Below are 11,560 nucleotides of genomic sequence, written 5' to 3'. Positions count from 1 at the left end.
CCCCACGCCCCAGTAGCTCAGTGGATAGAGCAGCCGCCTCCTAAGCGAAAGGTCGCAAGTTCGACTCTTGCCTGGGGCACCGAGAGGCTCGACGGCCAGGCGTCAGTGGTCGTCAGCCGGGGCGAGCAGGCGCAACGTCCGGATCGGCGAGAGCACCTGCGCGACGGCGACGAGCGCGAAGACCGCCGCGGCAGCGGCCAGGGCGGGGCGGTTGCTGGTCCCCACGGCGAGGAGACGCCGTCTGCTTCGCGTCCGGGACGCTCGTTCAACGCGGCGTCTCCGGCACCCCGTGCAGGATCAACGCGACGTGCCACAGGTCGGCCTGGGCGATCGTGGCCCACCGGGTCTGGGAGAGGTCCATCTCGGTGGCGACGGTGCACCGGGCGCGGCGCTCGTCCCAGTCGATCGCACCGGTCAGGGTCAGGGCGGGCGTGACGTCGCGGCCGAGGAACAGCCCGCGCTGCCGGACGACGTCGGCGCGCGCGGCCAGCAGCGCCGACCCGCGGACCTCCACGCGGTAGCGGTGGCGGCGGGTCTGCTCGATGACCGCGCCCGGCGCGATGGACGGACCGAGGAGGAAGTCGACCTCCCGCTCGCCGCGGGCCAGGTGCTCGCGCAGCTCCGCGGTGGCGGCGCGCGAGGGCATGACGTCGACGACGAGGCTCACCGCGCACCGGATCGGGACGCGGTGGTGGCGGTGAGGCACGATGACGCCGTCGGCACGAGACCGAGAGAGCCGAGGATCATGCGCTCATCCTGGACCACGGCGCTGACCTCGGACGACCTCAGAGCACCTCGCGCCGCAGGTGCGCGGCCAGCTCGACGGTGGTCTCGATCTCGGCACGCCGCGTCGAGACGCTCTCGACGTTGAAGCCGTACGGCATGCCCAGGCGCTCGCAGAACGCGGCGAGGTCGCGGGCGGTGCTGACGCACTGGGCGTAGGACTCCGAGAGGGTGTCGCTGGCGTGGGCCAGCGCGTTCTCCATCCAGCGCGGCACCGTGACGCCGAGCCAGCGCAGGAACTCCAGGGTGCGCAGCGAGCCGCACACCGAGAGCGTGAAGACGATCGGCACCGGCTCGACGCCGTCCTCGACGCAGGCGTAGTGGTAGTCGGAGACGAGGTCCTTCGCGGCGTTGACGTCGAAGACGATCTGGGTGACGAAGAACGAGCAGCCGCGGGCCTGCTTGGCCAGCAGACGTCGGTGCTCCTCGCGTCCGGCGGCATGCCGCTCGGGGATCGCGACGCCGCCGAGTGCCAGCTCGGGCCGGGTGCGCGACCACAGCGCCTGCGCCGATCTCAGGTCGGTGCGCACCTGCGCGGTGCGGGAGGCGGCGCCGACGAACACGCTCGCCACGGCGTCGGCGTCCTGCGCCTGCAGCCAGCCCTCGAGCTCGTCGGGTGCGTACTTGCCGACGCAGCGGTAGACGACGACGGGGCGCTGCCAGGCGCCGAGGTGGTCGGCGTGGAACCGGGCGGGGTCGACGGTCGGCAGGTACGGGAAGGGGCGCTCGTCGTCGGTGCGCTCGGCCTCGTCGGCGATGTCGTAGAGCACCAGCCCGTCGATCTCCAGCGGCGCCAGGCGCGCGAGGGTGAGGTCGGCGATGCGCTGCCGCTCCTCGGGGGTGGTCGACTCCCGGGGCGGGGTCATCGCGAAGAGCAGGTGGCCGCTGCGTCGCTCGGCGATGCGCTCGAGGAGGTCGGTGCTGCGCTGCTGCTCGTTCCCCGCCATGACGGCGCCACCGTACGGGACGCCGACCGCCGCACCCGGACGGGTCCGCGCCTCGATCCCCCGGTGGCCTAGGTTGCGAGCATGTCCCTCTCCCCTCTGGCCCAGCGCCTGCTCGACGCCCAGGTGGCCCACCACGTCGCCCGGCTCACCGGCGACGCCGCGACCGAGGAGATCGGCTCGCTCGTCGAGGACCTCCTCGACGTCGCCGGACGACACCCGCTCGGCGAGGTGCTCGACGCCGAGGCCCTGCAGGACGTCGTGGCGCGCGCGCTGCGCGACGTGCCGCCGAGCGCCGCGGTGAGCGGCATCGTCGAGATGGCGCTCGAGCTGGTGACCGCCGGCCCCGAGCAGCCGTACGCCGTGGGCGACCTGGTCGACCGCGCGCAGGTCGAGCGGCTCGTCGACGCGCTCCTCGCGCTGCACCCGCTCGTCGAGCAGCGGCTCGACCGGCTCGCCGGGACGCCGGCCGTCGGCGTCGTGGCCTCCCGGTTCATGGGCCGCATCGTCGGGGAGGTCATCGAGGCCAACAAGGCCGTCGCCGGCAAGGTGCCGGGGCTGGGGTCCCTGGTGAGCCTGGGCACCGGCGCGGCCACGCGCATCGTCGGCGCGGCCGACAAGCAGCTCGACGGCCTGCTCGGCGACGCCGCCGGCAAGGGCGGCACGCTGGCGGTGCGCCGCCTCAACCGGATCCTCCTGGAGACCCTGCGCGACCCCGCCACCCGCGAGGCGGTGCTGGCCGTGTGGGACCTCGCCGCCGAGGGCCGGGTCGACGGCGTCGACGACGCCGAGGCCCGCGAGCGCCTCGGCGCGGTGGTCGACGCCGGCCACGAGCTCGCCATCACCGCCACCGCGAGCGAGCCCGTCGCCGCGCTGGGACGCACGGCCGTCGCGGCGTTCCTCGACCGGTTCGGCGGCTACACCGCCGCCGAGCTCCTCGACCAGCTCGACCTGCGTCGCGAGGACCTCGTCTCCGACGCCGTGCGCCTGGCTCCCCCGGTGCTCGCCGCGCTGCAGGAGTCCGGCGACCTCGAGCGGCTGCTGCGCGCGCGCCTCGAGCCGTTCTACGCCTCAGCCGAGGTGGCCGCGCTGCTGGAGGGCTGAGCCCGGCGGGCCTCCCACTCCGGACGCAGCAGCCCGTAGACCCACGAGTCGGAGACCACGCCGTCGACGACGCAGTCCTCGCGCAGCGTGCCCTCGCGGCAGAACCCGAGGTGCTCCAGCACCCGCGCCGACGCGGCGTTGCGGGTGTCGACCTCGCCCTGCACCCGATGCAGCGGCAGCGTCGCGTAGCCCCAGCCGAGCAGGGCCTCACCGGCCTCGGTGGCCAGGCCGCGTCCCCAGGCCTCACGCGCCAGGATGAAGGTGATCGCGGCGCTGCGGTGCTCCGGGCTCCAGCGCGAGAGCGCGCACCAGCCGACGAACGCGGCGTCCTCCCGCCGCTCGATCACCAGGCGCACCCCGGCGTCGTCCTCGGCCATCCGGCGCGAGGCCGTCACGAACCGCGCCGCACGGCCGGGCTCACGCCAGGGCGGGGAGTCCCAGAAGCGCAGCACCTCGACGTCGCGGTGCAGAGCGTCGAGCGACGCCTCGTCGCCGTCCGTCACCGGGCGCAGCCGCAGACGAACGGTCTCGAGCGTGGGCGTCAGCACCGGACCACCCTCGCACGACGGCGCCTGCGGGCCGACTGCGGGCAGATGTGCCGGTCAGCCGTAGCGCTCGGCGACCAGGAACGCGAGGGTGAAGATCCCACCCCAGGCCGCGGCGTTCAGGGCGCCGGCCATGACGAGGGCGATCACGACCTCGGTGCGGTCGCGGCAGGATCCATGGGTCGTCGGGGATGTGCTTCGGTGCACGGACATGGGAGGGCTCCTCGAGGGCACCTGTGCTGGGGGGAGGGATGCCGTCACGAGGCCAACGAGCGCTGCATCGTGGCGTCTCGTCGGTCTGGACCACGGCGCTAGACCAGCCGATCGCCCGCTCGGTCGCCGGATGTGCGCAAGACCACCAGCGCGTGCGGCGATCCCCAGGTTCGGATCAGGCAGGGCGCGGAAGGCTGGGGACATGGGACTGGGGAGCCACTGGCGGCGCATGCGCCGCGCCGCACGATGCCGACGCCGCTACGGCGTCGACGGATGTCCGCACGTCGAGCGCCACGGGAACGCACCCCTGCCGCCCAGCACCGACACCGACTGGTACCGCGCCCTGCACGCCGAGGCCGACCGTCCGTCAGAGCGCTGAGCCGGCTCAGCCGCTCACCACGAGCGTCAGCGCCGCGGTGCGCACCACCCGGCCCTCGGCGTCCCTCGCCTGGGCGGTGAGGGTGCTCGTGCCGGCCGCCGTCGGGGCGCCCGACACCACGCCGGAGGCCGAGAGCCGCAGCCCGTCGGGCAGGCTGCCATCGACGATCGACCAGACGACGGTGCCGTAGCCACCCGACGTGCGCAGGGAGATCGACGCCGAGCGCCCGACCTGCAGGGCCGGCACCGACGGCACGAGCGCCGCCAGGGGCGCCCGGGGGCTGACGCGCACCGTCACCGCGAGCGTGCGGTCGTCGGCGTCGCGCACCGTCAGGGGCAGGGACACCGCGGTCGTCGAGGTGGGCGTGCCGCGCAGGGTGTCGCCGTCGAGGCTCCAGCCGGCCGGCAGCGTCCCGGCGGTGATCCGGTACGGGCCGGTGCCGCCGGCGGGTGCGACGAGGGCCGCCACCGGGGAGCCGACGGTCGCCGTCGTGCCGCTCGTCGAGGCCGTCAACGGCGCGACGACGCGCACGGTCCAGGTGCGGGTGGCGGTGGCGCCGAGGGCGTCGCGGACCTGCGCGGTGACGTCGAGCTCCCCCACCGTCAGGTTGCGGGCGGTGAGCCGTCCGCCGGAGATCGTGACGCCGGCGGGCAGGCCGACGCCGGTCCAGGTGTAGGGCGCCTTGCCGCCGACGGCGCTCAGCGTCACCGACGATCCGGTGGCCCCGGCGAGGAGGCTCTGTCCGTTGGGCAGGGTGGTCGTCGCGATCCGCAGCGGGCCCCCGACGGCGAGCGTGAGGCTCGCGGCGCGGGAGCGGCCGTCGGCGTCGGTGACGGTGAGCGCGAAGGCGGCGCTCTCGGCCTGCGTCGGCGTGCCGGTGATCGTGCCGTCCGCGGCGACGCTCGCCCAGGCGGGGGCGCTCGTCGCGGTGACGACGTAGGGCGCGACGCCTCCGCTGATGCGCAGGGCGCCGGTGTAGGCCGTGCCCGCGCTCGCGGTGGTGACGGTCAGCCCGCCGACGGTGGGCAGCGTGGCCACCCGCAACGTCAACGGCTGGTCGGCGTACTCGCCGCGGGCGTCGGTGGCGCGGACGGTGAACGCGGTGGTCGCCGCGGCCGACGGCCTCCCGGCGAGCACGCCGGCGCTGCTCAGCGTCAGGCCCGCGGGAAGACGACCGGAGGACACCGACCAGGTGGTCCCGGACGAGCCCGCGAGGCTGGTGGAGTAGGCGGTGGCCACGGTGCCCGGCGGGAGCGTGGTGGTCGCCACGGCGGGGGCGTCGTCGTAGGCGCCGGTGAGCCGGATCGCGTACTGCCCCAGCGAGCCGTAGTCGGAGAAGGCTGCGGTGCCGGTGCCCTCGACGGTCGCGACGTAGTCGCCGGCGTCGAGCCGCACGGCGGTGAGCGCGGCGTCGGTACCCGACACGACGCTCGAGGACGACACCACCAGCCCGGGATTGCTCGCCCCGATCTCGGCGCCGCCCGCGCGCCGCAGCCGCAGGGTCGCGTCGAGGTCGGGGGCCACGGCGCTGGTGGTCACGGCCAGCGAGACGGTGGCGGGCGCCGCGAGGCGGAAGGAGAAGGCGTCGACGTCGTCGGTGCGCTCGATGACGCCGGTGCGCGTGGGCGAGGACGCCAGCGGGCCGGAGAGCGCGGTGGCGGTGGCGTCGTCGTCTCCGTGGTCGTCGACGCGGGGCAGCGCGCCATGGCTGGCGAGCACGGCGAGCTCGTCCTGCTGGTTGTTCGCACCGGCGTACTCGCCGCGCGCCCACTGGGTGACGGGCTGGTAGTAGCCGACGCCCATGATCGGCGCCCAGCCGTTCGCACCGCCGTGGTAGCCGCTGGTGGCCGTGCCCTGGTGGGTCAGCCCCAGGTTGTGGCCGACCTCGTGGGAGATCACCTCGGCGAGGTTCTTCGCGCTGGTGCCGACGCCGCGGGTGAACGCGAGGGCCGGCTGGTAGCGGGCGTGGGCGGAGGAGTCGTCGAAGACCCCGAGGTAGGCGATGCCGCCGCAGCCGCAGGCCGAGGCGCCGACGGCGTCGGTGGTGACGACGGCGCGCGTGCCGTAGACCTGGTCGGTCGCGCTGGAGCGGGTGAGCGCGTCGGCGGCCGGGGCCTGGGTCGTCACGTCGACGTCGAACGGCGCGTAGTCCTCCGCGACGATCGCCCACATGTTCTGGATCGCGACCTTCTCGACGTCGGAGAAGGCGCTGCTGGCGTCCATGCTGTACGGCGGCAGGGTGGCGCCGCCACTGGGGTAGAGCGAGCCGTTCCAGGCGGTGTTCGACAGCGAGTAGCCGTCGGTGTCGAGGTAGATCGTGCGCTGCGAGCCCGGCTTGGAGTGCAGCAGGAACGTCTGGGTCAGCGGTGCGAGCTGGGCGGTCGTCGTCGAGGCGAGCATCGGCCCGACGACGGGGTCGGCCGGCTCGTCGCGGTAGTACGCCTTGCCGCAGGTGTCGAGCCACAGCTGCTCGTCCCCCGGTCCGGCGGCGGCCTCGTCCTCGGCTGCGGCCGTGACGGCGGCGGTCAGCGCCGCGGAGGCGGCGGGATCGGCCGGCTGCGTCGGGATCGCGACGCCGTCGGCGACGAGGTCGGCGGCGCGCGTCGGCGTGGCGAGCACCTGCGTGCACGGCGCGGTCGCGGCCAGGGCCGGCGGGGCGAGCACCGCCAGCGCGGGCACCAGCGGTGCGACGAGGGCGAGCCCGAGGCTCGCGAGCCTGCGCGTGCGGGCGGTGCGGGGGGTGGGGTGGTCCATGGGGCTGCTCCCTCACCTCGGGCGGCTTCCTGCCGCCGTGCCTGGAGGTGTCGTGTCTCGTCCGTGAATGGGGGGAGCCCCAGGATGCCCCCGACCGTGTCGTCGCGCACCCGAACGCCCGCGAACCCCTCAGGTGGGCTGGACCGGTGGGGCTAGCGTCGGGGCGTGCATCGCTTCGGATCGGTCATCGGCGTCGACGCCCGCGGGTGGCTGCTGCTCCAGGAGCGCGACGAGCACGCGCGCATCGACCCCGACACGTGGGGCCTGTGCGGCGGACACCTCGAGGGCGAGGAGCAGCCGCGGCCCGGCGCGGTGCGCGAGCTCGCGGAGGAGACCGGTCTGGTCGTGGCCGAGGACGCGCTCGTGCTCGTCGAGGAGGAGCAGGTCTTCCACGAGGCCTACGGCACCCTCGACCGGGCGTGGGTCTACGCCGTGCGCCTCGACGTCACCGACGCCGACGTGGTGTGCGGCGAGGGCCGCCAGATCGTGTTCGTCGAGCCCCAGGCGGCGCTGGCGCTGCCCCTGAGCCGGCTGGCCGGGCAGGTGCTGCCGCGCTTCGTCGGCAGCGACCTGCACCGCAGGCTCGCGACGTCGGCCTAGGCTGACGCGACGGCGAGCGCGGCGGCGCCGACGATGCCCGCCTCGTGGTGACCGGCGCTGGCCACCAGCCGCGGCAGGTCGCGGTGGCTGCGGCCGGGCAGCGCCTGCTCGAGCGCGGCGCGCGCGGCCGGCAGGTAGAGGTCGGCCTCGGAGGCCAGTCCCCCGCCGACGACGACGGCCTCGGGGTCGATGACGGCGCACAGCGTCGCGACGCCCTCCCCCAGCCAGCGGCCGAGGTCGGCGAGCAGCTCGAGACCGAGCGGGTCGCCCGCGCGGGCGGCGGCCACGACGCACTGGCCGGTGACGCCGTCGGGACGGCCCTCGGCGCGGTGCGCCAGCAGGGCGGCGGCCTCGTCAGGGCGCTCGCGCGCGGCACGACGGGCCTGCCGCGTGAGCGCGCTGCCCGAGACGTACTGCTCCCAGCAGCCGCGCTGGCCGCAGCCGCACGGCTCGCCGCCGGGCACGACGCGCAGGTGGCCGAGCTCGGCGGCCATCCCCTGGCTGCCGCGCAGCAGGCGGCCCTCGGAGACGATCGCGCCGCCCAGGCCGGTGCCGAGCGTCAGGCAGACGAGCTCGCGGACGCCGCTGACCTCGCCGAAGCAGAACTCCGCCCAGCCGGCGGCGTTGGCGTCGTTCTCCACCACGACCGGCAGGCCGGTGAGCGAGGCGAGGCGTCCGCCGAGGTCGTGATCGCGCCAGGCGATGTTCGGCGCGAACCGCACGGTGGCGGCGTCGGAGGCGACGAAGCCCGCCGCCGCGACGCCGACGGCCCCCACCCCGCCGACCTGGCGGCCCAGACGGGCCACCAGGTCGGCGATGGAGAACTCGATGCCGGCAGGGTCCGCGGCCGGGGTGTCGACCCGGTCGCGGGCGATGACGGTGCCGCTGGCGTCGACGACGCCGGCGGAGATCTTCGTCCCGCCGACGTCGACGCCGATCGCGCGGGTGGCGGTGCCGCTCACCCTCGTCCGCTGCTGGTGCGGGCCCGACGCGAGACCGAGTCGATGGCCACGGCGAGCAGCAGGACCAGGCCGGTGACGACGTAGCGCACCGAGGCGTCCACGCCGACCAGGTTGAGGCCGGACTGGATCGAGGTGAGCACGACGATGCCGAGCAGCGCCGACCACGCCGAGCCGCGACCGCCGAAGAGGCTGGTGCCGCCGATGACGGCCGCGGAGATCGCGGTGAGGTTGGTGTCCGTGCCACCCGAGGCCTGCGAGACCGAGGTCAGCTGGCCGGCGGCGAGCAGACCGCCGAGCGCCGCGAGCATGCTGCAGGAGACGAACACCGAGATGTACACGCGGTCGACCTTGACGCCGGCCCGGCGCGCGGCCTCCTCGTTGCCGCCGACGGCGAACACGTGGCGACCCCACGTCGTGCGCCGCAGTGCGACGTCGACGATGACGACGAAGACGACGAGCAGCACGAACAGGTAGCTGATGCCCCGGTCGATGCTGAGGTAGTAGGCCAGGTAGCCCAGGCCCGCCAGCAGCAGCACCGACTTCACCGCGAGCAGCGCGACGGGCTCGGTGGAGAGCTCGGCGGCCTTGCGGCGACGGATCGTCAGCAGGCGGCTGCCGGCGTACAGGGCGACCGCGAGGACGACCACCACGTAGGCGGAGGTGCCGCTGAAGAACTTCTGCCGGGTGAACTCCACCAGGCCCGACGTGGCGGCGAGGTTGACGCTGCCCTTGTCGCCGAGGGTCTGCAGCTGCAGGCCCAGCAGCGCCAGCAGGCCCGCCAGGGAGATGACGAAGGACGGCACCCCGACCTTCGTGTAGAGGATCCCGTAGACCAGACCGACCGCGAGGCCGGCGCCGAGGGCCGCGAGGATCGCCACCCACAGCGACTGGGCGTGGTAGGTCACCAGCACGGCCATGATCGCGGCCGAGAGACCCGACATCGAGCCGACCGACAGGTCGATCTCGCCGAGCAGCAGCACCAGGACGATGCCGAGCGCGATGATGCCGACGGGCGCGGCGAACTGCGTGATCGAGACCAGGTTGCGCGAGGAGAGGAAGCTCTTCTCCAGCACCTGGAAGACGATCGCGATGATCACCAGGCCGACGACGACCGGCAGGCTGCCGAGCTCGCCGGACCGCACGCGTCGCCCGAAGGCGATGACGGCGCCGATCAGGCCCCGGTCCTGGATGAGCCGCTCGTCGACCAGGTCGGCCGGCACGCCGGCGGCGGTGGGGTCGGGGGCGGTGGTGGGGGCGCTCACGAGCTCTCTCCCTGGTGCTGGCCGGACGCGCCGGCGCTGACGCGCTCGGCCCGGCGGGTGACGGCGTTGTCGGAGGCGCCGGTGATGGCGGCGACGAGGTCGGCCGTCGAGGTCTCGGCGGTGACGAACTCGGCGGCGTTGCGGCCCAGGCGCAGGACGACGATGCGGTCGCTGACCTGCTGCACGTCGGCCATGTTGTGGCTGATGAGGATCACGCCGAGGCCCTGCTCGCGCAGGCGCTCGACGAGGTTGAGCACCTCGGCGGTCTGGGCGACGCCCAGGGCCGCGGTGGGCTCGTCGAGCATGACCACCTTCGGCGATCCGACGAGGCTGCGCGCGATCGCCACTGTCTGTCGCTGACCGCCCGAGAGGCCGGCGATGGCGATGCGCACCGAGGGGATCTTGGCCGAGAGGCTGCGCAGCAGCCGCCAGGCCTCGGTCTCCATGGCCACCTCGTCGAGGAGCCCGGCGCGCTTGATCTCGCGGCCGAGGAAGAGGTTGCCGACGACGTCGAGGTTGTCGCAGAGGGCGAGGTCCTGGAAGACCGTCGCGATCCCGAGGTCCTGCGCGGCGGCCGGTCCGTCGATGCTGACGTCGCGTCCGTCGAAGCGGATGGTGCCCGCGTCGGGCTGGTAGACGCCGGCCATGACCTTGACCAGCGTCGACTTGCCCGCGCCGTTGTCGCCCACGAGGGCGACGACCTCACCGGCGCCGACGTGGAAGTCGACGTCGGTGAGGGCCTGCACGGCACCGAACCGCTTGGAGATCCCCCGGAGCGCGAGGACCTCGCGCTCCGGGGCCGCGACGGCGGAGTGGCTCACTTGATGCCCAGGGCGTCGCAGTACGACGCGTAGTCGGAGGTGCAGATGTCGGAGGCCGAGTAGAAGCCGTCCTTGACGACGGTGTCGGCGATGTTGTCCTTGGTGACGACGACCGGGTCGAAGATGAAGGACTTGACGCCCTGGAAGTCGGTGGTCTCGCCGACGTCCTCGCCCTTGGCGATCGCGACCGCGACCTCGGCGGCCTTCTCGGCCTCGGTCTTGATGGACTTGTAGATCGTCATGTACTGCTCGCCCGCGGCGATGCGCTGGATGGCGGCGAGCTCGGCGTCCTGGCCGGTGACCGGCGGGAGGTCGGCGGGCTTGACGCCGACGCCGGTGAACGCGGCGATGACGCCGCCGGCCTGGCCGTCGTTGGCGGCGTAGACGCCGGCGATGGTGTCAGGGGCGTGCTTGGCCAGCTGGGCGGCGGTGAACTGCTGGGCGTTCTCCGGGCTCCAGTCGGGGTTGTCGTACTCGCCGCCGGGGAAGATCTTCACGTTCGAGGCGTCGATGACCTTGTGAGCGCCCTTCTTGAACTGGGCGGCGTTGGGGTCGTCGGGCGAGCCGTTGAGCATGAGGATGTCGCCCTTGTCGCCGACGGCCTTGACCAGGGCCTCGCCCTGGAGCTCGCCGACGCGCTCGTTGTTGAACGACATGTAGTAGTCGGCGCCGTCGATGAAGCGGTCGTAGGCGATGACCGGGATGTTCGCGGCCTTCGCGTCGGTGACCATGCTGGCGGCGCTGGCGGCCACGGCGGGGTCGAGGACGATGACGTCGGCCTTCTGCGTGATGGCCGTCTCGACCTGCTGCTGCTGCTTGCTGGCGTCCTGGTCGGCGTTGGCGTAGGTGACCTTGCAGTCCGAGCCGCACAGCTCCTTGACCTTGGCCTCGAAGAGCGGCTTGTCCTGCGCCTCGTAGCGGGTGGTCTTGGTCTCGGGGAGCAGCAGGGCGATCGTGTACTTCGCGCCGGAGGCGCTGTCGCTGCCGGAGTCCTGGGCGTCATTGGCGCCACAGGCGGCGAGGGATCCGAACGCGACGACGCCGACGGTGGCGGTCAGCGCGAGGCGGGTGATGGCTCGGGCCACGGGGTCCTCCTGGTTCATGGGCGCCGACAGAGCGCCGCGGTGGGGATGAGTGTTGCCCGTCACAGGTTTGTCGTCAAGAGATGAATGAAAAGTCGTGCCTCGATGTCC

Annotated in this window: 13 protein-coding genes and 1 tRNA gene; 4 read left to right on the top strand and 10 right to left on the bottom strand. The window is 73.9% G+C overall.

Annotation, left to right across the window (positions count from 1 at the left end):
• Positions 1-6 precede the first annotated feature (6 nt).
• Positions 7-79, top strand: a tRNA-Arg gene (locus ACZDWJ_RS17060).
• A gap of 23 nt (positions 80-102) precedes the next feature.
• Here ACZDWJ_RS17060 and ACZDWJ_RS17055 read toward each other — a convergent pair.
• From ACZDWJ_RS17055 to ACZDWJ_RS17045, 3 genes are all read right to left on the bottom strand, one after another.
• Entirely contained in the window at positions 103-225 is a 123-nt protein-coding gene (locus ACZDWJ_RS17055) for a hypothetical protein (RefSeq protein ID WP_463522885.1), read from the bottom strand.
• A gap of 40 nt (positions 226-265) precedes the next feature.
• Complete coding sequence (locus tag ACZDWJ_RS17050) at positions 266-667, bottom strand: hypothetical protein (RefSeq protein WP_463522883.1); 402 nt, start codon at positions 665-667, stop codon at positions 266-268.
• Between the two features lie 118 nt (positions 668-785).
• Entirely contained in the window at positions 786-1,730 is a 945-nt protein-coding gene (locus ACZDWJ_RS17045) for a methylenetetrahydrofolate reductase (protein WP_463522881.1), read from the bottom strand.
• An 81-nt stretch (positions 1,731-1,811) separates the two neighbouring features.
• On the opposite strand from ACZDWJ_RS17045, the gene ACZDWJ_RS17040 reads away from it, so the two are divergent.
• Positions 1,812-2,831 carry a DUF445 domain-containing protein gene (locus tag ACZDWJ_RS17040; RefSeq protein WP_463522879.1) on the top strand — a complete coding sequence of 340 codons (1,020 nt, stop codon included), beginning with the start codon at positions 1,812-1,814 and terminating at the stop codon, positions 2,829-2,831.
• On the opposite strand, the gene ACZDWJ_RS17035 is transcribed toward ACZDWJ_RS17040, so the two are convergent.
• Positions 2,792-3,379, bottom strand: a complete 588-nt coding sequence (locus tag ACZDWJ_RS17035; RefSeq protein WP_463522877.1) for a GNAT family N-acetyltransferase — start codon at positions 3,377-3,379, stop codon at positions 2,792-2,794. The two genes, ACZDWJ_RS17040 and ACZDWJ_RS17035, sit on opposite strands and share 40 nt — an antisense overlap.
• 54 nt (positions 3,380-3,433) lie before the next feature.
• A complete protein-coding gene (locus ACZDWJ_RS17030) occupies positions 3,434-3,589 on the bottom strand; it encodes a hypothetical protein (protein ID WP_463522875.1) in 156 nt (51 codons plus the stop codon).
• A 202-nt stretch (positions 3,590-3,791) separates the two neighbouring features.
• On the opposite strand from ACZDWJ_RS17030, the gene ACZDWJ_RS17025 reads away from it, so the two are divergent.
• A complete protein-coding gene (locus ACZDWJ_RS17025) occupies positions 3,792-3,968 on the top strand; it encodes a hypothetical protein (RefSeq protein WP_463522873.1) in 177 nt (58 codons plus the stop codon).
• Positions 3,969-3,974: 6 nt separating this feature from the next.
• On the opposite strand, the gene ACZDWJ_RS17020 is transcribed toward ACZDWJ_RS17025, so the two are convergent.
• A complete protein-coding gene (locus tag ACZDWJ_RS17020) occupies positions 3,975-6,722 on the bottom strand; it encodes a putative Ig domain-containing protein (RefSeq protein WP_463522871.1) in 2,748 nt (915 codons plus the stop codon).
• Positions 6,723-6,887: 165 nt separating this feature from the next.
• Here ACZDWJ_RS17020 and ACZDWJ_RS17015 point away from each other — a divergent pair, with 165 nt between their 5' ends.
• Positions 6,888-7,322: an NUDIX domain-containing protein gene (locus ACZDWJ_RS17015; protein WP_463522869.1), complete on the top strand. Its 435-nt coding sequence runs from the start codon at positions 6,888-6,890 to the stop codon at positions 7,320-7,322.
• Here the strand turns inward: ACZDWJ_RS17015 and ACZDWJ_RS17010 are convergent.
• The 4 genes from ACZDWJ_RS17010 to ACZDWJ_RS16995 are packed head-to-tail and all read right to left on the bottom strand — an operon-like array spanning position 7,319 to position 11,452.
• Positions 7,319-8,284 (bottom strand): ROK family protein, encoded by a 966-nt coding sequence (locus ACZDWJ_RS17010; protein WP_463522867.1) that lies wholly within the window; start codon positions 8,282-8,284, stop codon positions 7,319-7,321. The two genes, ACZDWJ_RS17015 and ACZDWJ_RS17010, sit on opposite strands and share 4 nt — an antisense overlap.
• Positions 8,281-9,546, bottom strand: coding sequence for a sugar ABC transporter permease (locus ACZDWJ_RS17005; protein WP_463522865.1), 1,266 nt, complete (start codon positions 9,544-9,546; stop codon positions 8,281-8,283). Before ACZDWJ_RS17005 ends, ACZDWJ_RS17010 begins: the two co-directional genes overlap by 4 nt.
• Positions 9,543-10,367 (bottom strand): ATP-binding cassette domain-containing protein, encoded by an 825-nt coding sequence (locus tag ACZDWJ_RS17000; protein ID WP_463522863.1) that lies wholly within the window; start codon positions 10,365-10,367, stop codon positions 9,543-9,545. Before ACZDWJ_RS17000 ends, ACZDWJ_RS17005 begins: the two co-directional genes overlap by 4 nt.
• Positions 10,364-11,452, bottom strand: coding sequence for a sugar ABC transporter substrate-binding protein (locus ACZDWJ_RS16995; protein ID WP_463522861.1), 1,089 nt, complete (start codon positions 11,450-11,452; stop codon positions 10,364-10,366). Before ACZDWJ_RS16995 ends, ACZDWJ_RS17000 begins: the two co-directional genes overlap by 4 nt.
• Between the last annotated feature and the right edge of the window lie 108 nt (positions 11,453-11,560).

The sequence above is a fragment of the Nocardioides sp. B129/18 genome (assembly GCF_055282735.1).
The sequence above is the reverse complement of the archived record's forward strand: the minus strand, read 5'-3'. Positions and strand labels throughout refer to the sequence as shown.

Excerpts from the sequence above, each read along its gene's own strand:
- ACZDWJ_RS17045 (WP_463522881.1), bottom strand. The coding sequence starts at position 1,730 with ATGGCGGGGAACGAGCAGCAGCGCAGCACCGACCTCCTCGAGCGCATC.
- ACZDWJ_RS17040 (WP_463522879.1), top strand. The coding sequence starts at position 1,812 with ATGTCCCTCTCCCCTCTGGCCCAGCGCCTGCTCGACGCCCAGGTGGCC.
- ACZDWJ_RS17030 (WP_463522875.1), bottom strand. The coding sequence starts at position 3,589 with ATGTCCGTGCACCGAAGCACATCCCCGACGACCCATGGATCCTGCCGC.
- ACZDWJ_RS17025 (WP_463522873.1), top strand. The coding sequence starts at position 3,792 with ATGGGACTGGGGAGCCACTGGCGGCGCATGCGCCGCGCCGCACGATGC.
- ACZDWJ_RS17020 (WP_463522871.1), bottom strand. The coding sequence starts at position 6,722 with ATGGACCACCCCACCCCCCGCACCGCCCGCACGCGCAGGCTCGCGAGC.